Below are 22,444 nucleotides of genomic sequence, written 5' to 3'. Positions count from 1 at the left end.
ACGGCGTCAAGCCGTATGCACACCTATTATTACTTCGCCGCCTGCGGCGCAGTGCGCGGGTTTTCGCTTAAATAGGCGGCAATGATGCTGTCAAAGTCACCGTCGGGCAAGAGGCCCAGGGACCTGGCCCGGGCCGCGTCTATGGCCGCAGGCCAGCTGGTCACGATGTTGGCGATGGTGGGATCCGGCGTCCAGTCGATCAGGCCGGCTGCCTCCTTGCCGGCCAGACGCTCCAGCGCCGCAGCCATTTCACCCACCGTGGTTTTGAGAGCCGGCAGGTTGATGGCGGTGCGTGCGCCCCACTCGGCGTCGCCGGCTTCGGCCGCGCGTATCAGTCCTTCGATGGTTCGCGCAGGGGACGCCAGGGCCACCGCCGTTTCGGGGGGCACCGGGCACGCGGCCTGCACACCGGCCAGCGGCTCGCGGATCATGCCGCTCAAAAAACTGGACGCCGCACCATTGGGTTTGCCGGGCCGCACGCTGACCGTCATCAGGCGTACGTTACGCCCGCGGATAAATCCCTTGCGTGCGTAGTCGGCCACGAGTTGCTCACCGATGAACTTCTGGATGCCGTAGCTGTTTTGCGGTGTCGGCAGCGTGCGATCGTCAATCACCGGCGGCAGGGGCTGTGCCGGCGAGTTGCCGAAGACCGCCAGCGAGCTGGCAAACACCACGGTGGGTGTCGTTCCGAGTGCGCGGCAGGCCTGCAGCAGCGCGCGCGTGGCGTCGACATTGCTGCGCATGCCGAGGTCGAAGTCAGCTTCGCATTCGCCGCTGACAGCGGCGGCGAGGTGAAAGACAAGAGCGTCGGTGGCACGCACTACTTGTGCCGGTGAGTCCTCCAGGAGGTCGTTGAGGTCGCCGACCACGACACGAACCCGACGGTCCGCCGTCAGTGCAGCGTGCGGAGCGACGCGGTCAACAAGGGTCACGGTCTGGATGATTTGCGTCGGGCCGCCCGCAAGAGAAAGTTTTCCTTGTTCAAGCAGTTGGTGCGCCAGCCTGGCGCCCAGGAATCCGGCGCCGCCGGTGATGACGATGTTCATGTGTCCTTTGTCTCCGTGCTTTGCTGCTTTTTTACCGCGGCTTGCTGCCGGGTGTGCCGCACAGTTTAGGTTTTTTCCTTAATCTGCGTAAATCTGCGCAATCTGTGGATAAAAAATTCATCCGCAGATTACGCAGGTTACGCAGATGTACGCAGGTTAAAAACAAAGCGTCTGTGGCCTTGACGGTAACAGGCCCTAACGCGTCCTGAGCTTGAGCAGGCGGTCGCGGGCGGCGGCGAGGTGCTCGCGCAGGGTGTACCAGCGCTGTGAAAACTCATCGGGCAAATCAAGCGACACCACCTGCCGCTCGATGTTGTCAAGCCGCTCCAGCAAGCGCCGCAGCGCCATCGGGTTGTCGGCGGCAACCTCGTCCATCTCGGCCTCCAGAAACTTCAGGTCGCCGTAGAAATGGTGCAGGGCCGAGCTGATGCGCCAGTCGAACAATTTGGGGATCCAGGCCAGCAGCAAAACGGCGATGGCGAGAATCGGCACAACGGCATAGAAGATCAATTCCGCATACTGCGCCGTCCGGTAGGGCAGCAGGGTTTCCATCCATGGGCGTGAACCCAGGCTGTAAGCGCGGGCCGGGGGCGACAGCGGGAAATCGCTGCCCCGGAAGCTGGGAAACTGCCCGTGACGCTGCAGGAAGTTGGGGATTTCGTGAATCTCGAAAGCGGCATCCAGCAATGCGCGTTGCAGCGCGGGGTGCGTGTCCGGCCGCACCAGCAGGTGCGTTTGCAGGCTCATCAGCGTGAGGTCCCTGGGGGGAATGTCGCCGCGCAGTTCAATCGCGCCCTGCGGCAGCAGCAGCGGCTGCAGGTGCGGGTCCTGCGCGGCCAGCGCGCCGGCGCGTTCGGCGCCCAGCAACTGGATTCCGCTGCTGCGCGTCAAGAGCTGCACGGCCTGCGAATCTTCACCGGCGGCCTGGAACACCAGATCGACCTTGCCGTCGATCAAGGCGTTGGCAGCCGCAACGCCGGTAGCGCTGTCAAACTGTACGTCCGCGGGCCGCACGCCTGCGTGCTCCAGCATCAGTTTGGCCGCGATGAAGGACGACGCCGAGGCCGGCCCGGCCGCGATGCGCAGTCCTTTGGTTTGCGCCAGCGACGACGGCCCGTTGATCGTGGAGAAGATCCACACCGGCTCCTGGCCCACGACGGCCAGCGCATGCACCCTGGTGGCGGCATTGGCATAAATGCCATGGGCAAAACCGATGCTGGTGGCGTCCCCCGCGCGCGTGAGCCGCTCCAGCGAGCCCTTCTGGGTGTCTGAATAGACGATCTCGGCGCGCACACCCCTGCGTTCGAGCTGCTCCGCGTAGCGCTGGGCCAGCATCGAATAGCCGCCCTGCGGCGAGCCTGCCGCTATCACCGTTTCTGCGGGCGGCAGCACCTTCCATTGCGTGGCGGCCCACCACAAGGCGAGGGCCGTGCACAGCAGCACCGGAAAATAAAACAGCCACCAGCGCCGGCGGTAAAGGAGGAGCAGCTTCATCGCCTTTATCGCCCCCTCATGCGGTAAAGCCGCTGGCGCACAAATTCGATGTGCTGGTGCAGCGTGTAGCAGCGCGCCATCAGGTCGCGGGGCGTGGCAAACGCCATCATGGCCTTGTCGATGCCGTTCAGGCGAAGCAGGAAACGTGTGAGGTCCAGGCCCGACAGCGATTCCTGGTTGAGGTCGTTTTCAATGAACTTGAGCTCGCCATACCAGCGGTTGACCCGGCTTTCCAGCATCCAGCGCAGGTAAGCCGGGACGAGCCGCATCAGCCACAGGGCCAGCAGGACCACCGGCAGCACGATGAGCAGGATGCGTTCGGCGACCTGGGCCCACCAGAACGGCAGCAGCCTTTCCAGCCAGGGCAGGCCGTGCGTCAGGGTCTCACGTGCCTGGGGTGCGGTCGGGAAGTCGATGCGCCGCAGGGCGGGGAAGTCACCCGCGCGGTGAAACAGCCCCCCGCCCGCATGAACGTCCATGGCCACCGCAATGGCCAGCCGCTTGAGGGCCGGGTGTAAATCTTCGCGCGCCACCAGGCTGGCTGTGGTGGTAAGCAGTGTGATGTCGCGCGGGGGAAGCCGCGCATCCAGGGTGCCTTGCGCCAGCAGGCGGGATTCAAGGTAGGGGTTGCGTTCGGTGATCGCGGCGGATTTGCGGATGTTCGCCAGGTGGATGCCCGGCAGGATCAGCATGTTCTGCACCACAAAGGACTCGGGCGCCGCCACCAGAAACACCACGTCGACCGCGTTCTGCCGCAGCGCCTGGATCGCCGGGCTGCTGGTCACCGGCAAGAGTGTCAGGTCCCTGGGCTCAATCCTGGCCTGCTCCAGCAGCTTGAGCGCCACCTTGCGTGTGCCGCTGCCTTCGGGGCCGATGGCCACCCGCAAGCCCTGCAACTGGTTGAGCGAGTCGATCTCGCGCCCGCGCGTGAAAATCCACAAAGGCTCCACGTCCACATTGACCAGCGTTTCGACGCGGCTGCGGTCGCGTCTTTCCAGTGAGCTTCCGAGGTAACCAAAGCCGCCTTGCATCAAGGCCAGGTCGGAAGGATTCGCGCCCTGGCGAATGCGCGCAAGATTTTCCTGTGAGCCTGCGGATGTCTGGATGTCCAGCGTGATGCCGTGCGCCGCAAATCTTTCGGCATAGCGCTGCGCATGAAGGTAGTACGCCCCATCCGCCCCCGCCGTGGCGATGCTCAGGCGCGATGGCGGCATGGGCCAGGCGAACAGCCATAGACCCGTGGCCGTGGCGGCGGCTGCAAGGACCATCGGAAGCCGGATCCAGAGCCATTTGCGTTGGTATAACTTCGCCATGCGCACAGGGTGTCGTCCTGTAAAAGGTTGTACCTTTATAGCGCATGGAGGTTACTTCCGTCAGGCGGAGTAACGCGGAGGGCGAAAGCCGGTTTTTGTCAGGCCGGGGCTGCCGCAGCCTTGGGTTTGGGCTTGGGGGCTGTCACGCCCAGCAGCCACAGATTAAGCCCTGCGTGCCGGCTGATCAGCAGGGCAGAGACGATGGGGCCGATGAGGCCGGCGGCAAGGCCGGCCATCATCAATACATAGGTATCCGTCATACCCAGCTTCTTCAAGGCGATGCGGCTTGCCGCGGTGAAGAACACGTGCAGCAGGTAGATCGCAAATGAATAAGAGCCGACGTAGGCGAGGTAGCGCGAACTCCAGCCGCTGCGCAAAAGCAAAAAGGCGCTGCACACACCCAGGCCGAGCGCCGCGATGGAGCTTCCTTGCGCGGAGAACTGCGGAAACAGCATGGCCACCGTGGCGGCGCAGATAAAGGCCGCAGCCGCCGCGCCGCGCGCCACAGGGCCGCTTATTTCGAAGCGCTTGCAGGACAGGCCCGCCAGAAAAAACGGCAGCAGGTAAACAGCGCCCTGGGCGGCGAAGTAGTTCGGTGGGCTGAAGTAATCGAACAGCACGGCGCTCAGCGCCCACGTCACGGCAAACCCGGCGGGTGTGGACAGTGCCTTGAAGTGCTCCAGCAGGATCACAACCAGGAAGACAATGAACAGCGCCTCCAGAAACCAGAAGTGCCCCACCGGCACGATGTGCAGCAGCCACCAGTGATCGACGGAGTTGTTGGCGCCCGGCGTCACGGACTGCACGATGGCGAAAAGGGTGCCCACCGTGATCAGCGGCAACAGCAGCCTGCGCACCTTGCCTTTGACAAAACCGGGCGCATTGCCCTGGTACGGGCGAAACGCATAGACATAGCCGGAGATAAAGGAAAACAAGGGCATGCGTATATAGGCGAGCGCCTCGTTCACAACCTGCACCCAGTGGCCTTCCGGGATGCGCAGGCCCGTCGACGGTGTGTCTCCCACCACATGAAACAGGACTAGCAAGACGCACGCAATGCCCCTCAAGGTATCTACTTCAAGATTGCGTTTCATTTTCTGACCGGTCATCGGATGCGGGGTCCTCTCTTTGCTTGCGCGTGCTAAATCACGAACGCAAAACTGTTCGTGGGAGAGAGCGTAATCAATCACCGCGTGAGCCTGGGCACGGGGAAAAGCAAACTGTTGCAAGCGGTATCGCTTTGCACAACATCCGCCATCAAGCGCACAGCTGTTACGTTGTTGCAACGAATGCGACCCCTGCTTGTCAAATGAATCAAGCGGGGAAACCCTAAACTTAGTCGTCAATCTCCTACATCAACTGTCCGGCCTTGCGCATTGCGCCCCCGGCCGAACTGTTTGATTCTCAATCAGCTGTTCTGCAGCGCTGCCACACAGCGCGTTCGCAAAACAAACACAGGGAAGTGACATCCAGACATGAAGTTCCAGACTCCGCTTTCAAGCGAAGATTCAGCGCGCTATGCAGCGCTCATAGAACAAGGCACGACCATCACGCGGCACGCCGAACTGCTTGACTGGCTGCAGGGCGACGTCCAGCCATTCCTTCCGCACGACATCCTGCTGGCGGGCTGGGGCAATTTCCAGGAGGGCGCCATCCAGCATGACGTCGTGTCTGTGTTGCCCGGGGCGCGCTCCTACGCTGCCGGCACCGACGGCCTGCCTTTTCTGCTCGCAAAGTTTCACGACCGGTGGCTGGCGGCCGGCCGGCAGCCTTGCAGCCTGGACTTCAGCGAATTCGAGTACCTCCTGGGCCAGGCGAGTCTGCCGGGCTCCTTCAGCGGCAGTTTGCGCGGCATGCGCTCCGTGTTGATCCACGGGATGCACGACGAAAGGGCACAGCAAGACTGCGTATACGTCTTGATGGGCGCAAAGGACATCCCGTCCGAACCGGCTCACATGGCCATCCGCATGCTGATGCCCAGCATGGACGCCGCGTTGCGACAGATGGCCCCCTTGCCCCAGCAACGGCGCCCGGCGGCGGCGCCTTTGCGTGGGGCCGCAGATGACGCCTGCGGCCTGAGCGAGCGCGAAACCCAGATCATGGCCTGGGTGGCCATGGGGAAAACCAACTCCGAGATCGGCGCCATCCTGAGCATCAGCGGTTTCACCGTGAAGAACCACATGCAGCGCATCTTCCAGAAGCTCAATGTCTTCAACCGCGCACAGGCGGTGTCCAAAGTCACAAGGGTGAGCATCTATGGCTGAAGCGAATCCACTCAATTCAGCGTCCGCATGGCTCAACCAGCGCGAGCCCCGCTCCATGGGGCTGGGCCGAAGCCACCTTTTCACCGCCGTCGAGGCCGGCCTGGACCCGCTGGTGCTGGTGTTCTCGCTGTGGGGGCTGGCGTTTTACTACGAGGGCTCGGTGCGGCCGGCTTACCTGATCCTGTCGCTCATCGTCTTTTCCCTGACCTTCCCGGGCAGTTCCCAGTTGCGATTGCCGGTGTGGAAGGTGTTGTTCAAGATCGCCTTTCACTGGATATGGATTGCCGGCCTGCTGCTGCTGACGGGTTACGTCACGGAGTACTTCCACAAATTTTCCATGGCTGTTCTGGGCCACTGGCTGTGGGTGGCTCCCTTGGCCCAAATCGGCGCGCACCTGGCGCTCAGGGCCGCGGCGCCGCAGTTGCTGAAGCTGCAAGGCCCGCCGCGCGGCGCGGTGATTGTCGGCATGAACGAGCAGGGCGTGTCCCTGGCCGGGCACATCGCCGGCTCCGCTTATTCGGGCATCGACCTCAAGGGCTTTTTCGACGACCGCGGTGAAGAGCGCAGGACGGCACAGGACGGGCAGGACGGCCACCGTCTGATCGGGAAAATCGACGACCTGCCGGCTTACGTCAAGCAGCACCGCATCCAGTTCATCTACCTGTCGCTTCCCATGGCCTCCAGGCCGCGTATCCTGCAGGTGCTGGACGGCCTCAAGGACACCACGGCATCGATCTACTTTGTGCCCGACATGTTCATCACCGACCTGATCCAGGGCCGCAGCGACACGGTCTGCGGCGTGACGGTGATCTCGGTATGCGACACACCGTTTCGCGGCGCTCACGGCGTGCTCAAGCGGGCCAGCGACATCGTGCTGTCGCTGCTGATCCTGCTGCTGATCCTGCCGGTCATGGCCGTCATTGCACTGATGGTGAAGCTGGATTCGCCCGGCCCCGTCATCTTCAAGCAGCGCCGCTACGGCCTGGACGGTGAAGAAATACTGGTCTACAAATTCCGCTCCATGGCCGTCACCGAAGACGGCGGCACCATCCGGCAGGCCAGCAAGAACGACATGCGCGTGACCCGCCTGGGCGCCATTTTGCGAAAGACCTCGCTGGACGAGCTGCCGCAGTTCTTCAACGTGCTGCAGGGCCGCATGAGCATCGTTGGCCCCCGCCCGCACGCCGTGGCGCACAACGAGATGTACCGCTCGCTCATCAAGGGCTACATGGTGCGCCACAAGGTCCGGCCCGGCATCACGGGCTGGGCGCAGGTCAACGGCCAGCGCGGCGAGACCGACACGCTGGACAAGATGCAGTCGCGTATCGACTGTGACCTCGACTACCTGCGCAACTGGTCGCTGCAGCTTGATTTTTTCATCATCCTGAAAACCATTCGCCTGGTGTTCAAGGACGGTGCGGCTTATTGAAAAGAACGGAGACTGCCCTTTGAATCCCCGCCACAAACTCCTGCCGCTTCCGCTCTTGCTGCTCGGCCTGCTGCCGCCGGCCGCACAGGCTGACGAGCTCGACACCCTGCAGTTCAGGGCGGGCCAAAGCGTGATGCATGACAGCAATGTGTTCCGGCTGTCGGACAGCGCCAACGCACAAGCGGTCATAGGAACGCCCGACCGCGATGACACAGTCGCCGTCACGACAGCGGGTTTCAAGATCAACAAACCGTATGGCTTGCAGCGGTTCGAGTTCGACGCCAATATCGAAGACCATCGCTACAGCCGGTTTTCCTACCTGGACTTCACAGCCCTGAACTACGCCGCAGCGTGGCGATGGAGCTTCACGCCGGCGCTGCATGGCAACCTGACGACGGACAGGCGCGAGTTTGTGGACACCTACGCCGACGTGCAGGGCACCGGGCAGATCAACCGCCGGACCAACCGATCCACCATTTTTGACGCGGAGTATGAACTCGACGGCGTCTGGCGCCTGGTCGGTGGCGTGTTCGAGCGGACCAGTTCCAACAGCCAGCCCAACACCTTCGAAGCGGATTCCAAAGTCCATGGCGGCGAGGCGGGGGTGCGCTATGTCTATCCCTCCGGCACGTCGATGGCGTACCGGTTCAGGGACGGCAGGGGCGAATACCCCGGGCGGGTGCTGTCGCCGGTGGCCGCCGGCAGCTTCACGGACCGCGAGCACGAGTTCCGCTTCGACTGGGCGCCCACGGCAAAGACCACGCTGCGGGCCAAGGTCGCGCATTTCGACCGGAATCATGATGGTTTGGGCGCACGCGACTTCTCCGGTGTCACGGGCCAGCTCGATGCGGCCTGGGCCATCACGCCCAAAACCAGCCTGGCGGGCGGCGTGGTGCGCGAGCTGGGCAGTTACCAGACCACCACCGCCAGCTACTACGAGGGCTGGCGCTTCTTTGTCGCCCCGACCTGGAAGGCCACTGAAAAGACGGCCGTGCGCCTGCGCTACGACCACGGCGCGCGCAACTTCAAGGGCCCGCTGCCGGGCTTTGCCGACAGCGGCCGCCGCGACACCACCAACCTGCTGTCCCTGGCCGTCGAGTGGCAGGCCATGCGTGCGCTCAAGCTGAGTGCGACGGTCCAGAGCGACAGGCGCAAGTCCAATCAGCCGGGCTTTGACTACAAGAGCAACACATTCGGCGTGGCGGCCGATGCGAGCTTCTGATGACTGCTTCCCCGAAAGGCGACAAGATGAAACCACTATCTTTGAAATCCATCACCCGATACCTTGTGACGGCCGTGTTCTGCGTGGCCGCTACGCCGATGTTTGCGCAGACGGCGCAACCCCCATCGCTTCAAGCTGCGGCGACGGCCGCAGTGCCAGCGCCAGCGCCTGCCGCGGCGCCGCAAGGGCCTGCGGTGCCGAACAACCAGGATTACCGGCTGGGCGCCGGCGACGCCATCGGTGTGCAGGTCTACCAGAGCCCCGACCTTTCCATTGATGCGCGTGTGTCGGAAAGCGGCGTGATCAGCTATCCGCTGGTGGGCAGCGTGCAGCTCGGCGGGCTGACGATTGCCGAGGCCGAGAGGAAGATCGCCGATGCCCTGCGCAGCGGCGGCTTCGTAAAAGTGCCGCAGGTCAACATCGTGCTGCGCCAGGTGCGCGGCAACCAGGTGGCGGTGCTGGGACAGGTCAGCCGGCCGGGACGCTTCCCGCTGGAGACCTTCAACACCCGCGTCAGCGACATGCTGGCCGCCGCCGGCGGCACCACAGCGACGGGCGACGACGTGCTGATCGTCACCGGGCAGCGCGAGGGCAAGCCGTTTCGCAGGGTGATCGACATTCCCGGCTTGTTCCTGAACGCCAAATCCGACGAAGACATCGTGCTGGCCGGCGGGGACACGCTTTACGTCAACAAGGCGCCCATGTTCTACATCTACGGCGAGGCGCAGCGCCCAGGCCCTTACCGCATTGAGCGCGGCATGACGGTGATGCAGGCGCTGGCCCAGGGCGGCGGGCCTACCGTGCGCGGCAGCCAGAACCGCCTGAAGCTGCACCGCCGCGACGCCTCCGGCAAGGTGGTGGAAATCACGCCGAACCTGACCGACCCCGTTCGCCCCGAGGACGTGATCTACGTTCGCGAAAGCCTTTTTTAATTTACGCCAGACGGACTGCCCATGACGCTCCACCAATTCCTCCTGATCCTGCGCGCCCGTTACCGGGTGGCCCTGCTGATCCTCCTGCTTGCGGTGTCCGCCGCGCTGGCGGTCAGCCTGGTCCTGCCCAAAAAATACACAGCCCAGACCGCCGTGCTGGTGGACATCCGTTCGCCCGACCCGGTGGCCGGCGGTGCGCCCTTGCAGGGTGTCGTGGCGCCCAGCTACATGGCCACGCAGGTCGACATCATCGGCGGCGACCGTGTCGCGCAACGCGTCGTGAAAATGCTCAAGCTCGATGAAGACCCGGCTGCCAAAGCCCGCTGGCTGGAAGCCACGGAAGGCCGCGGGACACTCGAGTCATGGCTGGCGGATTCCCTGCAAAAGCGGCTGGACGTGCGGCCTGCACGGGAAAGCAATGTGATCAACATCACCTACAAGGGCAGCGATCCGGACGGTGCCGCGAACATCGCCAACGCCTTTGCCCAGGCTTACCTTGAGATCAACCTGGCGTTGAAGACCGAACCCGCCCGCATCTACGCGGAATGGTTTGATGCCCAGACCAAGACATCGCGTGCCAAGCTTGAGGAAGCCCAGGCCCGCCTGTCGGATTACCAGCAAAAAGCGGGCATTGTCAGCACCGACGAGCGCGTGGACTATGAAACCACCAAGCTGGCGGAGATATCGTCCCAGCTGACCACCGTGCAGGGTGAGACCACCGACAGCCAGAGCAAGCGCGGCGCGCGTGGCGACACGGTCGCCGAGGTCATGCAAAGCCCGCTGATCAACGGCCTGAAGGCCGACGTGGCGCGGCAGGAGGCCAAGGTGCAGGAAGTCAGCGTGCGCCTGGGCGAGAACCACCCCGAACGCCAGCGTGCGGAGTCCGAGCTGGCGGCCCTCAAAAGCCGGCTGGGCAGTGAAACGGCGCGCATCAACGCCTCCATCGAGACGACTTACCGCGTTGGCAAGGACAGGGAGCGCGAGTTGCAGGGCGCCGTCGGCGCGCAAAAAGCCCGGGTTCTCGCCTTGAACAAACAGCGCGACGAACTGAATGTCTACCGCCGCGATGTCGAGTCGGCGCAGCGCGCCTACGAGGCCGTCAGCCAGAGCGCCTCACAGACGCGCCTGCAAAGCCTGACCAACCAGACCAACGTGGTGCGCCTGAATGTGGCGATGCCGCCGGTCAACCCGTCCAGCCCGAGGATGCTGGTCAACCTGCTGATAGCGGCCTTTGGCGGCACGCTGCTGGGTGTGGCCTGCGCATTGCTGCTGGAGCTGGCCAACCGCCGCGTGCGGTCTGCCGAAGACCTGGTGCAGATGCTGGGCCTGCCGGTGCTGGCCAGCATCTCATCGAGCGCGGGAGTCGCCCGGCTTTCGGGCCCCCGCCGTCTGGCGCTAGGCAACTGAGGATAGCCATGAACATCAATAACAGCAGCAACACGACGGCGGTGCGCCCCGTTCCCCTGACGGTGCCCAGCAAACCCGCTACCGGCTCGGGCCGCTCCATGGGTACGATCCTGGTGGATGCGGGCCGGCTGGCGCCGCTGGATGCCGAACGCATCCTGCACTTTCAGCGCGACCGCGGCACGCGGTTTGGCGATTCCGGCAAGGCCCTGGGCCTGCTCACGGATGACGATGTGCGTTTTGCGCTGTCGGTCCAGTTCGACTATCCCTACCTGGCCCGCGAGAGCAACCTGAGCCGCGAGCTGGTGGCGGCCTACCAGCCCGACAGCCAGCCCGTCGAGCAATTGCGGGCGCTACGCAGCCAGCTGATGCTGCGCTGGTTCGACACCGGCGCCGAGCGCCGCGGCCTGGCCATCGTCAGCGCCGGTTCCAAAGAGGGCCGCAGCTACATCGCGGCCAACCTGGCGATCGTGTTTTCGCAACTGGGTCAGCGCACCTTGCTGGTCGATGCGGACATGCGGGCGCCGCGCCAGCATTTGCTGTTCAACCTCGGCAAAGGGGCGGGCCTGTCAGACATGCTGGCGGGCCGCGCCGGGCCGGAGGCGGTTGTGAGCGTTGCGGCGCTGCAGGATTTGTCGGTACTGCCGGCGGGCGTCATCCCGCCCAACCCGCAGGAGTTGCTGGGCCGGCAGGAGTTTTCAAGGCTGCTGCAGTCGCTGGGCCAGGATTTCGACATCATCATCATCGACACCCCGCCGGCCAGCGAATGCGCCGACGCCCATACGGTGGCGGTGCGTGCGGGCGCTGCCCTGGTGGTGGCGCGGCAGAACGAGAGCTCGGTGCCGCAGATGACGCGCTTCACCCACAGCCTGCGCGAGTTCGGCGTCGCGCTGGTGGGCTCCGTGCTTAATGATGCGTGAGGCGTCCGCTCGCCAGACGATGCAGGACAGCCAGTACAGCCGCACCCAGCAGGCCGCCTGCCGCGTCCGCGGCCAGGTCGGCCCAGCTCGCCGAGCGGCCCGGCAAAAACATCTGGTGCAACTCGTCCATGCCGCCCACCAGCAGGGCACCCGCCACGCAGCTGAGGGCCATGCGCCAGCCGCGCAGGCCGCCGGCCAGGCCGGCCGCCATGCCGACCACCGCAAAAGTCAGCAGGTGGGCCAGCTTGTCCCAGGGGGCCGGGAAAAGGCCCACGGCGACGGGTTGGGCGCCGGCCACGTACAGTACCGCCGCGCTCACGACGACGGTCAGGGCCGCGAGGATGCGGATGGTGCGCTGCAAGTTGTCGCGGAAGTTGTCACGAAGAAGGGCTTTGACCATGGGGGCAATTTTCTCATGGTGTTGCCTGGCCGGGGCGTGATGCCGGTGATGCCATGCTGAATTCCCGCAGCGCGAACCCGCCCGACTGGCGCAGTCGCTGGCAGCTGGTGGTGGAAAAGATCGAGCGCGTGCAGGGCGCGTCTGAAGGGCAGGCGCTGCTGGCCGAACTGAGCTATCCCCGTGCGCCCTCGGTGCTGGCCTTTGCGAATGCGCATGCGATGAACTCCATGGCCGCGTCGGTCTCTTTTTTTGACGCCCTGCATTCGGCGGACCGCGTGCTCAGGGACGGCTCGGGCATGGCCACGCTGTTCAAGCTGCTGCGCATGGAGCCGGGCCTCAACCTCAATGGCACCGACCTGATTCCGCGGCTGATACGCGCGTTTGACGGCCGGGGCATTGCCTTGTTCGGCACGCGTGACCCCTGGCTGGAAACAGCCTCCCAGCATGTGCGGCAAGAGCTTGCGCCGCACAGCAAGGTGATTCATGCCAACGGTTTTCTCGAGGCCGGGGCGTATGCCGCGCTCGCGGCGGAGCACAGGCCGGCGCTGATCGTGCTCGGCATGGGCATGCCGCGGCAGGAAGAGGTCGCTGCCGGATTGCGCGCCGTGCTGGCGCATCCCTGCCTGATTGTCTGCGGCGGCGCCATCATTGACTTCCTCGGCGGCAAGACGCCGCGCGCTCCGCTGTGGATTCGCCGCGTGGGCATGGAGTGGGTGTTCCGCCTGGCGCTGGAGCCGCGCCGCCTGTTCCAGCGTTATGTGATCGGCAACCCGCTGTTTCTCTCGCGCGCGCTGCGGCTGGCGTCTTTCAACCGGCGTTGAATTAGTGATGAAATTGGCCTCCAGCCCAGATGGGACGTGGGCGAGTTGCTATTGATTTGATAGCGGACTGGGTTGGGTGGGGTGGCTGGAGGGGGGATGCCCGGCCTGCGCTACCGGCAGCTCTTCTTCGCTGTAGCGGTTGTCCACGTCGGGCGTGCAGTCGCGCCGCACGATCTTGCCCGGGTTGCCCAGCACCACGCAGTAGGGCGGCACGTCTTCAAATACATAGGCGCCGCCCGCAATCCGGCTGCCTTTGCCCACCGTCACACCGCCCACGATGATGGCGTGCGGGCCTATCCAGACTTCGTCTTCGATCACCGGGTACAGCGTGTGCCTGCGGCCTTGCGCATCGATGTGGTCGCGCTGGCCCAGCGTAACGCCGTGGAACAGCGTGACATTGCTGCCGATGCGCGCACCGGCGTTGACGACGATGCCGCGCCCGTGCGTAAGCGCCAGGCCTGGCGCGATGGCGGTGCGCCACGGTATCTCGACGCCCGCCAGCTGGCTGGCCAGGCGATGCAGCAAACGGGCGGGCAGCAGGGCCAGCCAGCGCCAGCCGGCAGGCAACCGGTCCGCTGCCTGGCACAGGCGCAGGCAAACGACCACGCGAAAGGCCGGGTCCAGCAGGGCGCCCTTCAGCATGAGCGGCGGGGCGGACTGCCCGAACTTTCGGTGGGTGTCGGCCTTCAGGGCGTGCATATCATGTTGTCCAGGGTGGTTTGGCCGGTGGCGGCGGGTGCGCAAAACCATTGCGCGGAATCACGCAGGCCGTCGGCATAAGGGGTCCACTGCACACCGAGCTGGTCGGTGGCCGCCTGCGTGTCGAGGTGTATGTGCTGCGACCACAGGCCCAGCAAACCCGGCGGCAGCGCATCGGGCAACTTCATGCTGTGGCTGCCCAAACGTTTCAGTAGGCGTTCCGCGGCCTTGAGCGGGGGGCCGCCCATCCAGGCATCGAGCTGAAGCCGGCGCCGGCCGATGCGGCGCACCGGTGTCGCCCTGATTTCCAGGGCCAGGTCGACGAAGTAGTCGTTCCAGCGCGGGCTGTCGGGCGCCGCCAGGTTGAACACAGGCATTTCGTCCTGCGGCACCGGCAACTGCAGTGCCAGCAGCAGCGCCTGGCACACATCGTCGACGTGAACCAGGTTGGACCAGCCGTCGCCCGCGATGCCCAGGTCGCCGAGGCGCCCGGCCTGCAGCCACCGGCCGATACGTCCCACCCACAGCTGGCTGCCGGGGCCGAACACACAACCCGGACGCAGCAGCACCGCCTCGCCGCCGTGCTGCACAAAGTCGCGCATGGCGGCCTCGGCTTCGCATTTGGCACGGCCGTACCAGCCCAGGCTGGGGTCCAGTGCTGTGTCTTCACGCACGTTGCCCTCGACGCGGCCGTACACCGACATGGTGCTCAGGTGAACAATGCGCCGGCAATCGGCCTCGAGTGCAGCCCGCGCCAGCGCGCGCGCGCCGCCGGCAATCGAAGCCGCATCGCCTGCGACGCAGTTCACCACCGCATCAAAGCCTTTGAGGGCCTGCACCAGCTCGCGCGGGTCGCGGCTGTCAATCTCCAGCCAGCTGCTGTCGTTTCTCATGTGCCGGGACGCGCCCGTGGCCGCAGCCCAGGGCGTGGCCCGCAGCATCTCGAGCAAGCGCGCGCCGATATGGCCGGAGGCGCCCAGAACCAGGACTTTCATGCCGCCTCCCGCATCTGCAGCGGCGAGCGCTCTGCGCGCAATTGCCGTGACAAAAAGTCGCCCAGCCGCAGCGACATCGCGATCAGCGTCAGGGTCGGGTTGGCCTGGCTGGACGTCGGGAACACCGCGCTGCCGGCCACAAACAGGTTGCGCACCGAATGCACCTGGCAGTCGGCGTTCACCACGCTGCTGCGCACGTCCGTGCCCATGCGTGTGGTGCCGATGTGGTGGCCGCCATAGGCGCCGAAACGCATCAGGTCTTCCTCCAGCGTATGGCGGTCGTACTCGAAGCGGGCCTTGCCGCTGCGCCCGAACTCCTGCGCCATCACATCCAGGCTGGCGCCCACGGAATCGATGTCGGCGCGGCTGTAGCGCCAGTCGACCTTCAGGCGCGGCATGCCGAGCGCATCGGCGCTATCGGTGAGCGTGACCCGGCTGTGGGGCTGCGGGACCTGCTCACCGTGCACCTCCAGGCTGAAGCGGTTGGTGCGGTTGCGCAGGATCACCGAGGGGAATTTGCGGTCTGCAAGGGTGCGTTTCGTCAGCCAGTGCGCCAGGAAGGCGGTGGTGTCCAGCGGATCCGTCACGACGTTGAGCAGGTGGCGCGCGTACACCCCGGCCGAAGGCGGTGCGCCGTCCTTGAGGCGCTTGCCGTACTCGTAGCTGATCATCTTGCGGGCCAGGAAAAGGCCCGACAGCACGCCGCTGCGGTGCGCCGGATCGGTGATGCGCGGAAAGTGCAGGCGCGCCACGGCGTTGGCCAGGCCGAGCCGTCTTTGCTCGCCGGCGGCGACCGCGATGCGGCGCCGGCAGTAAATGCCTTCAGGCGATATTTCGTAGCCGTGCCGCACATTGCGGGTAGGGCCGTGCACCGTCAGCGTGCCCACGTTGCCGGCGATATGGCACATGTAATAGCGGCCGACCACGTCGTGCTGGTTGCCCACACCTTGCGGCGTGACGTCGCGAGAGGCCAGCAGCAGCCGGGCGGTTTCGAGGCCGCCCGTGGCCAGCACGGTCTTGCGCGCGGCAACCGAGAACTGTGTGCCCTGCAGCGTTCGCACCTGCAGCTCCCGCACGGCCTGGCCGTCGGGCTGCAGCTGCAGCGAGGTGCAATTGGCGCCCAGCAAGACTTCGAGCGTGGGCGCCAGCGCCAGCCGTTTGGCATAACGGCTGCCAAAGTGGGTGGGGCAGGAAAAGCGCTCCAGCCCGTTGGTCAGCACGCGCCGGCTGTCGAAGCCGGCAATCAGCGGGCCGGTCTCGGGCGCGAGCGCTTCGCAGGCGTCGTAAAGAAAGCGCCCGGCTTCGGCCAGGGCATTGGCGCGTGGGTACCAGGGCAGCAAGTCGTCATACGACAGCGGCCAGCCGCTGTGCGGGATGTGCGCGCGGGTTTCAAAGTCGACCGGGTCGAAGGGCATGCAGCGCCCGCCCCAGATCGCCGAGGAGCCGCCCAGCCGCCGCTGCCGGTACTTGCCGGGCGGGCTGTGCAACTGCTCGTCGGCCACGTCGCCCTCATACAGGTCTTGCGTGGGCGCATGCGGCTGCAGTTGCCCGGATTCGAGCAGCAGCACGGAATGCCCGCCGTCGGCCAGGCTGAGCGCCAGCGAAATTCCGGCGGGGCCGCCGCCGACCACGCAGACGTCCGCCTCCAGGCGGCTGCCGTTGGGGATGCTGTTGGCGTCCTTGATCATGCGGTGGTGTCCTGTGAAGCCGCGGGCGCACGCAGCGACCGGCCGGCCACGCCGAAGTCGCGCTGGTGAATGCGCGCCACGCTGGAGAAAAAGCGGGCGATGGAAAAATGCTGTTCATACATCGCGCGGCCGTTGCGCTCCAGGGCGCTGCGCAGCCCGTCGTCCTGCAGGACCTGCTGCAGGGCGGCCGCGATGCCGGCCACGTCGCCGGCTTGCACGAAGCAGGCATTCACACCGTCCTGCAGCACCGACGGGATCTCACCGACGGGGCTGCACACCACCGCCACGCCGTTGGCCAGCGCTTCCAGAATCACCAGCGGCAGGCCTTCGTCATAAGACGGCAACACCAGCACGTCGGTGCGCGACATCAGCCGCGCTACCTGCTGCTGGTCAGACCAGCCGGCAAAGCGCACAAAACCGGCAATGCCCAGTTCCCTGGCCTTGGCTTCATAGGTTGCCACGTCGCCGCCGCCGGCCAGCGTCACTTCCAGCGTTGCGGTGTCAAAGCCCGGCAAGGCCAGTGCCTGCAGCAAGTCCGACACGCCCTTGCGCTCCGACAGGTTGCCCAGGAAGAGCACACGCTGCACGTTGCTTTCGCCGGCGATGCGCCGCGCATGGGTCGGCTCCGGCACACCGTTGATGACGATGTCCACGCGATCTTGCGCAACGCCCAGGTCTTCAATGACAAAGCGCCGCGCCGCGGAACCCAGCACCACGCAGCTGGCCGGCAACGAGAACACCCAGCGCGTCAGCGCCTGCAGCGGGCGCGGCAGCGAATGGTAGAAGGGGTGCAACTGCGCCGCATGCAGGTGCAGCACCACGGGCACGCCCAGCGCGCGGCAGGCCACGATGACGGCGCCTTTGCGAAAGAGGCTCAGGCGCTCGGCCATGTTCACATGCACGCCGGCCAGCCGGCCGCTGAGCCTGCCGCGCGCGATGCGCACCAGGGCGGTCGCCAGCACCCAGAAGGAATACACCGCGTTCGCGCCGCCGCGTGTGTCCAGCGGGCGAAGCTCGGCTGCACCGGCCGAGGCGATGGCCGACGAAGAGGCCTGCGCCTGGATCAGGTAGTCGGCCACCTTGAACATGCCGCCGCCCAGCGGCGTCCACGGGCAGGCAATGTAGATATAGCGGCTTTCACGCGCGCCGGTGGCGGTGCGCGGCAGCGATTCACTTCGCATGGTTGCTTTCCTGTATAGGGGCAAGAGGGCTGGGGAGCTTGGGCGCGCCGAACAGGACGCGCTTGAAGAAAGCCGTCATGGGCCGCTCCAGCCAGACATAAGAGAGGCAGCCGGCCACCACCACGGCCAGGCTCACGGCCACGACGATGGCCAGGCTGTCCTGCACGCCCAGGCGCTTGAGCGCAAGTACGCCGGCCGGCACTACAAAGGTGTGCGACAGGTAAATGGAATAAGAGGCGTCACCCAGGAATGACAGGCGCGAAGCCAGCGGCGCGCGCAGGGTCCAGGGCTCCAGCCATACCGCGCCCAGCACTACCAGCGCGGCGCCGCAGCCCCAGGTGGCGAAGCGGTCGGTCGAATGGCCCCAGTCGGGTGCGAACATGAACAGTGCTCCGGCCGCCATCACGGCCAAACCCATCCACGGCGATGCGTGCCTGAAATGCAAAAAGGCGTGCGCGATGCACACGCCGAGGATGAACTCGAACACGATGGTCTGGGTGTAAAAACCCAGCGCCACCGAGCCCGGCAACACGTAGCCGGCCAGAAACAGCAGCCCAAAAGCGGCCAGGCAAAAGCGGATGCGCGGCGCACCCAGCGCAATGGCCACGGCAAACACCGCGTAAAACAGCATTTCGAAATTCAGCGTCCAGCCGACCGGAAGCGTCGGCTGCACCAGGCCCCAGGGGCTCATCGCGGGAACAAAAAACAGCGAAGCCGCGACGTGGCCGGGCTCTACCGAGGAGCGCGCAGCCAGGGCGGGCATCGCCAGCAGCAGCGCCACCTTGAGCAGGGTGTAGAACCAGTAAAGCGGCGCGATGCGCAGCAGGCGCCGCCGCATAAAGACCCAGGCGGCACTGAGGCGCGAGGGTCCGTCCGCCGGCAGCGAGGCCGTCGACATGGCCATGACGAAGCCGCTGATCACAAAAAAGATGTCCACCCCGGCGGAGCCGCTTTCCCAGTAGTGGCCGGGCCCGGTGCCGGTGATGTGGATGGAAATCGCCTGGGTGATGTGCATCACCACGACCAGCATGGCCGCGGCAAAGCGCAGGATCTGCACACCGGCAAACTGCTGCGTCGCGCCCTTCAATGGAGGGCCTCCTGCGCCGGCTGCGGCATTGCGGCGGCCGGCTCCTTGAGCACCTTGCTGGCGATGGCCTCGCGCGCCGGGCGCTGGCGGTGCAGCAAGCCGCGCAGCAGCCCGGCAGCGTTGAAACACCACGACACCACGGCGTACACCGCCTTGGTGACGGAGCGTTTGCGCCAGGTCATCAAAAGCACAGGCGCCGTGGCGATGGCGCAGAAAAACGCCAGGCGCCAGGAGGCGGCGATGGGCCACAAGGCGATGCTGGCCAGCATGGCCCACCAGGCCAGCACCGCCAGGTAAATGCGCAACTCGCGCAGGCCCTGCAGCGCCAGCGGCAGCCGCGGCTGGCCCGCCGCGGCGCGCACCAGCTCGCCCAGGCCGCAGATGTAGCGCGTGCGCCAGCGCCGCACCAGCAGGCGGTAGGGCGGCGCGTCGTGGCCGAAGTGGTTGGCCGCATCGACAGGCAGGCGCCACAGACGCCAGCCCAGCGCGCGCAGCCGGATCGCCAGGTCGAACTCTTCGTAGCTGTGCAGGTTGCGGTCGGAAAAGTAGCCGGCCGCTTCAATGGCGCTGCGCCGGTACAGCCCGCCGCCGTCCAGCCTGTCGACCTTGCCCGGTTGCAGATGGGCCGAGGCGCGTTCGCCGCGGGCCATGTACTCCAGGCTTTCAGTGTTCTGCTCGACCACGCGGCCGCCTACGCCGGCGACGTCGGCGTGCGCATCGAGGAAGGCGAGCGCCTGCTCCAGAAAGCCTTCGCGCATCTGCATGTCGCCGTCGAGGATGTAGACGAACTCGCCGCGCGAATGCTGGTAGCCCAGCTGCGGGCCTGCGCCGCAGCAGCGCTCTTCGGGGTTGGCCAGCTGGACGATGCGTATCGGGTAGGCGCTGGCGAGCTCGACCGTGCGGTCGCTGGAATACGAGTCCGCAAGAATCACCTCGCCGCCCACGGTAGAGACGGCGCGCAGCGCGCTCTCCACGGTTGCTTCGATGCGCTTTTCTTCATTGAGCGCCTTGATGATCACGGAGACGCGGCACGCGGGCATCTTGCCAAACGGTGTGGGGTTCATTTTTTATCCGGCCTCCGGGCTTACCGACTGCACGGTGCGGCGCAAGCGCCACTGCTGCCAGTTCCTGACCAGCGGGCCGGGCATCAACAGCGCCATGGCGGCCGTCAGCCACCAGCGTTTTCCGGCAGCCGCGCGGCGTGCTTTCAGCAGCCAGGCCCAGCCCTCGCGGCGGCGCCCGGCGGCCAGGGCCTGGCGCGCGAGTGTGATCTGGTACTGGGCCACCAGCCAGAGGGCCGAGTTGCGCCGCGAGGCCGGCATGGCGCCGGTCAGTGCGCGCTGCGCCATGCGCTCCAGGAAAGGCGGCATGGCCAGGTCGGCATGCCCGCTGGTCAGGCTGCCTTCAACGGCGAGGCGGTAGGCCATCAGCGGCGCGTGGAGCAGCGCCACCGGCGTCTGCTCTGCCAGGCGGAACCACAGGTCCAGGTCTTCGCCATGCGATTCGCCGGGGGGAAAGCAGGGCTGCATTTCGCGCAGGCGCGCGCGCCGCACCGACACCGCGCTGGTGCACAGCGTGGGTGACACCATCCAGCGCTGCGGCAGGTCGGTGATCAGTTCAATCTCAGGGGCTTCCGGCATTGCGGGCCAGCGAGGCGGCCACATCGCCAGGGTGTCGGGCACCGGCAGGTAGTCGGTGGCCACCGTGTCGGCTCCGGGGTAGCGTATCTGGGCCCATGCCAGTGCCGCGAGGTAGTTGGGGTGGTGCCAGTCGTCGGCATCGAGAAAAGCCACCCATTCGCCTTGCGCCAGTTCGATACCGTGGTTGCGCGCCGCGGAAACGCCGGCATTGGCCTGGCGCACCAGGCGCACGCGCGGGTCGGTGATGAAGCCCACAAGCTCGGCGCCGCCGTCGGTGGAGCCGTCGTCCACCACGATGATCTCGAAGTCGGTCCAGGTTTGCGCCAGCACCGAGGCGATGGTGTCGCTGATGTAGGGCGCCTTGTTGTAAAGCGGGATGACGATGGAAAATTTCATGGTGTCACGGGTGGGCCCGGGCCGCGGCCAGGGGATTTTTGGGGTCTCTGGAAAAAGCCGACTCAACGCGGGCTGCCGGCGGCGCCCCGGCCGGCCGGCGTTGGCGTTCGCGGGCTTCACGCGCCTCGCGCACGGCGGCGGCCAGCGTCATCAGCAGCAGCACGTGGGCGATGAGCTCGGGGCCGTAGCCGAACAGCAGCAGCGGCACCTCGCTGATGGCGCGCAGCGTGAGCGCCACAAACAGCGCCAGCGTCAGGCCGCCACTGGCCCGGGCATAACGGATGGACAGCACCAGCAGCACCAGCGCATACAGCACCAGTGCGGCCGCGCCTACCGTTCCCGAGCGCGACAGCGTGTCCATGAACTGGTTGTGCGCATGGGTGGCGTTCGGCATGCCGATGGCTTCGCGAAAGCTCGCGTCCCACAGCGTCGGCCCGTAGCCGAACACGGGGTTGCGCTGCCATTCGTCATAGGCGATCGCCCAGATCTGGTCGCGCCCCGTGAGGGACGCCAGCTGCGCGCCCTGGGCGCTGTCAAAAAAGCTGCTCAGGCGTGCATCGATCTCGCCGAACATCAGCAAGCCGGCGATGCCCGCGACGGCCGCCATAAAGGCCAGCAGCGTGACGATGCCGAACCCGGGCCGCACCGGGTCACCGACGCGGCGCATGAAGCCCGGCCCCTGGCGCACCACAAGAACGCAGGCCGAGCAAAGCACAAACGAGATCCATGCCGTTTTGGACTGCGCCAGGAACAGCACCAGCAGGCCCAGGCCCCATGCCATGCGGTTGAGCCACACGCGCTGCAAGGGGCGCGCGAGCAGGCACAGCAGGCCCAACTGCGCCAGCATGCCCATCGACACGGCATGCGGGGCCAGGCCCGCCAGGCGCGGCACGCCCGGCAACAGGCCCTGCGTGTAAGAGGCGTCCATCACCAGGCTGGGCTTGAAGGGCACCAGCAGCAAGCCCGCGGCAATGAAGAGCAGCAGGGCGTTGCGTGTTGCGCCCAGGGCCAGGTCGCGCTCGGTGGCCGTTGCCAGCACGGCTGCGAAGCCGATCACCAGCGGGTAGACATAGTCGTGCGACAGGTGCGGGTGTGCGCCCAGCAGGGCGGGCGCCGCCACGGTGGCGCCCCAGAACAGGATGAAGACCAGCAGCAGGATGGAGGGCGCTTGCGCGCTGCGGTCGCGGCGTATCCAGTGCGTGATGACACGCTCACCGGCCAGCGCCAGCAGCAGCAAGGAGGCCAGCGGCTGCACCAGCGACATCAGCGGGTGCCGCACCATGACCACCACCTGGTCGAAATTGGTGTTGCTGCTGGAAAGGTCACGGCCCGACAGGAAGTTGGCCATGGCCACCATGAGCAGGATGGCGTAGAAGATCCAGTGCATATAACCCTGCGCCCGGCGCGAGGTCACATGGACCGCGCCCGCCATGCCCAGCGCCGCCGTGAGCGCCGCCAAAATGGCGCCGGCGACGAGGACTGCGATGACGACGGTCTGCTCCATATACCAGCC

20 protein-coding genes are annotated in these 22,444 nt (G+C 66.0%); 7 read left to right on the top strand and 13 right to left on the bottom strand.

Features of this window, described 5'->3' with window-relative positions; all coding sequences use genetic code 11:
• Nucleotides 1-29: 29 nt before the first annotated feature.
• From denD to DT070_RS20635, 4 genes are all read right to left on the bottom strand, one after another.
• Nucleotides 30-1,046 (bottom strand): D-erythronate dehydrogenase, encoded by a 1,017-nt coding sequence (gene denD, locus DT070_RS20650; protein WP_122957086.1) that lies wholly within the window; start codon nucleotides 1,044-1,046, stop codon nucleotides 30-32.
• Between the two features lie 195 nt (nucleotides 1,047-1,241).
• The gene (locus tag DT070_RS20645; protein ID WP_122957085.1) at nucleotides 1,242-2,540 is read right to left on the bottom strand and encodes a TAXI family TRAP transporter solute-binding subunit; all 1,299 of its coding nucleotides are present in this window, start codon (nucleotides 2,538-2,540) and stop codon (nucleotides 1,242-1,244) included.
• 5 nt (nucleotides 2,541-2,545) lie between these two features.
• The gene (locus DT070_RS20640; protein ID WP_164483788.1) at nucleotides 2,546-3,808 is read right to left on the bottom strand and encodes a TAXI family TRAP transporter solute-binding subunit; all 1,263 of its coding nucleotides are present in this window, start codon (nucleotides 3,806-3,808) and stop codon (nucleotides 2,546-2,548) included.
• A 143-nt stretch (nucleotides 3,809-3,951) separates the two neighbouring features.
• Nucleotides 3,952-4,947, bottom strand: coding sequence for an acyltransferase family protein (locus DT070_RS20635; RefSeq protein WP_228778631.1), 996 nt, complete (start codon nucleotides 4,945-4,947; stop codon nucleotides 3,952-3,954).
• Nucleotides 4,948-5,328: 381 nt separating this feature from the next.
• On the opposite strand from DT070_RS20635, the gene epsA reads away from it, so the two are divergent.
• Genes epsA through epsG form a run of 6 tightly spaced genes read left to right on the top strand, consistent with a single transcriptional unit; the run spans nucleotide 5,329 to nucleotide 12,024 of the window.
• The gene (epsA, locus tag DT070_RS20630; protein WP_122957082.1) at nucleotides 5,329-6,117 is read left to right on the top strand and encodes an XrtB/PEP-CTERM-associated transcriptional regulator EpsA; all 789 of its coding nucleotides are present in this window, start codon (nucleotides 5,329-5,331) and stop codon (nucleotides 6,115-6,117) included.
• A complete protein-coding gene (locus DT070_RS20625; RefSeq protein ID WP_122957081.1) occupies nucleotides 6,110-7,546 on the top strand; it encodes an undecaprenyl-phosphate glucose phosphotransferase in 1,437 nt (478 codons plus the stop codon). Before epsA ends, DT070_RS20625 begins: the two co-directional genes overlap by 8 nt.
• A gap of 19 nt (nucleotides 7,547-7,565) precedes the next feature.
• The gene (gene epsL, locus DT070_RS20620; protein WP_122957080.1) at nucleotides 7,566-8,768 is read left to right on the top strand and encodes an XrtB/PEP-CTERM-associated polysaccharide biosynthesis outer membrane protein EpsL; all 1,203 of its coding nucleotides are present in this window, start codon (nucleotides 7,566-7,568) and stop codon (nucleotides 8,766-8,768) included.
• Between the two features lie 26 nt (nucleotides 8,769-8,794).
• Nucleotides 8,795-9,700, top strand: coding sequence for a polysaccharide export protein EpsE (gene epsE / locus DT070_RS20615; RefSeq protein WP_122957079.1), 906 nt, complete (start codon nucleotides 8,795-8,797; stop codon nucleotides 9,698-9,700).
• 21 nt (nucleotides 9,701-9,721) lie between these two features.
• A complete protein-coding gene (gene epsF / locus DT070_RS20610; protein WP_122957078.1) occupies nucleotides 9,722-11,107 on the top strand; it encodes a chain length determinant protein EpsF in 1,386 nt (461 codons plus the stop codon).
• Nucleotides 11,108-11,115: 8 nt separating this feature from the next.
• Entirely contained in the window at nucleotides 11,116-12,024 is a 909-nt protein-coding gene (gene epsG / locus DT070_RS20605) for a chain length determinant protein tyrosine kinase EpsG (protein ID WP_206074048.1), read from the top strand.
• On the opposite strand, the gene DT070_RS20600 is transcribed toward epsG, so the two are convergent.
• Entirely contained in the window at nucleotides 12,011-12,424 is a 414-nt protein-coding gene (locus DT070_RS20600; RefSeq protein ID WP_122957076.1) for a VanZ family protein, read from the bottom strand. The two genes, epsG and DT070_RS20600, sit on opposite strands and share 14 nt — an antisense overlap.
• 53 nt (nucleotides 12,425-12,477) lie before the next feature.
• On the opposite strand from DT070_RS20600, the gene DT070_RS20595 reads away from it, so the two are divergent.
• Entirely contained in the window at nucleotides 12,478-13,245 is a 768-nt protein-coding gene (locus DT070_RS20595; protein WP_122957075.1) for a WecB/TagA/CpsF family glycosyltransferase, read from the top strand.
• Nucleotides 13,246-13,293: 48 nt separating this feature from the next.
• Here the strand turns inward: DT070_RS20595 and DT070_RS20590 are convergent, their stop codons facing one another.
• From DT070_RS20590 to DT070_RS20555, 8 genes are read right to left on the bottom strand one after another with little or no spacing between them, the layout of a single operon-like run.
• Nucleotides 13,294-13,944: a serine O-acetyltransferase gene (locus DT070_RS20590; protein WP_122957074.1), complete on the bottom strand. Its 651-nt coding sequence runs from the start codon at nucleotides 13,942-13,944 to the stop codon at nucleotides 13,294-13,296.
• Nucleotides 13,932-14,939: an NAD(P)-dependent oxidoreductase gene (locus tag DT070_RS20585; RefSeq protein WP_122957073.1), complete on the bottom strand. Its 1,008-nt coding sequence runs from the start codon at nucleotides 14,937-14,939 to the stop codon at nucleotides 13,932-13,934. The genes DT070_RS20590 and DT070_RS20585 overlap by 13 nt, the downstream gene beginning before the upstream one ends.
• Complete coding sequence (locus DT070_RS20580) at nucleotides 14,936-16,627, bottom strand: FAD-dependent oxidoreductase (RefSeq protein WP_122957072.1); 1,692 nt, start codon at nucleotides 16,625-16,627, stop codon at nucleotides 14,936-14,938. The genes DT070_RS20585 and DT070_RS20580 overlap by 4 nt, the downstream gene beginning before the upstream one ends.
• Nucleotides 16,624-17,808 carry a glycosyltransferase family 4 protein gene (locus tag DT070_RS20575; RefSeq protein WP_122957071.1) on the bottom strand — a complete coding sequence of 395 codons (1,185 nt, stop codon included), beginning with the start codon at nucleotides 17,806-17,808 and terminating at the stop codon, nucleotides 16,624-16,626. The genes DT070_RS20580 and DT070_RS20575 overlap by 4 nt, the downstream gene beginning before the upstream one ends.
• On the bottom strand, nucleotides 17,798-18,895 hold the full coding sequence (locus DT070_RS20570) for an acyltransferase (protein WP_122957070.1): 1,098 nt from the start codon (nucleotides 18,893-18,895) through the stop codon (nucleotides 17,798-17,800). Before DT070_RS20570 ends, DT070_RS20575 begins: the two co-directional genes overlap by 11 nt.
• The gene (locus DT070_RS20565) at nucleotides 18,892-19,959 is read right to left on the bottom strand and encodes a glycosyltransferase (protein ID WP_122957069.1); all 1,068 of its coding nucleotides are present in this window, start codon (nucleotides 19,957-19,959) and stop codon (nucleotides 18,892-18,894) included. The genes DT070_RS20570 and DT070_RS20565 overlap by 4 nt, the downstream gene beginning before the upstream one ends.
• Nucleotides 19,960-19,962: 3 nt before the next feature.
• Nucleotides 19,963-20,931: a glycosyltransferase family A protein gene (locus DT070_RS20560; RefSeq protein ID WP_122957068.1), complete on the bottom strand. Its 969-nt coding sequence runs from the start codon at nucleotides 20,929-20,931 to the stop codon at nucleotides 19,963-19,965.
• A gap of 4 nt (nucleotides 20,932-20,935) precedes the next feature.
• Nucleotides 20,936-22,435 carry an O-antigen ligase gene (locus DT070_RS20555; RefSeq protein WP_122957067.1) on the bottom strand — a complete coding sequence of 500 codons (1,500 nt, stop codon included), beginning with the start codon at nucleotides 22,433-22,435 and terminating at the stop codon, nucleotides 20,936-20,938.
• Between the last annotated feature and the right edge of the window lie 9 nt (nucleotides 22,436-22,444).

It is taken from the genome of Polaromonas sp. SP1, from assembly GCF_003711205.1.
Taxonomy (GTDB): Bacteria; Pseudomonadota; Gammaproteobacteria; order Burkholderiales; family Burkholderiaceae_C; genus Polaromonas.
Note: the sequence above shows the minus strand (reverse complement) of the source record. Positions and strands in the feature narration are given on the sequence as shown.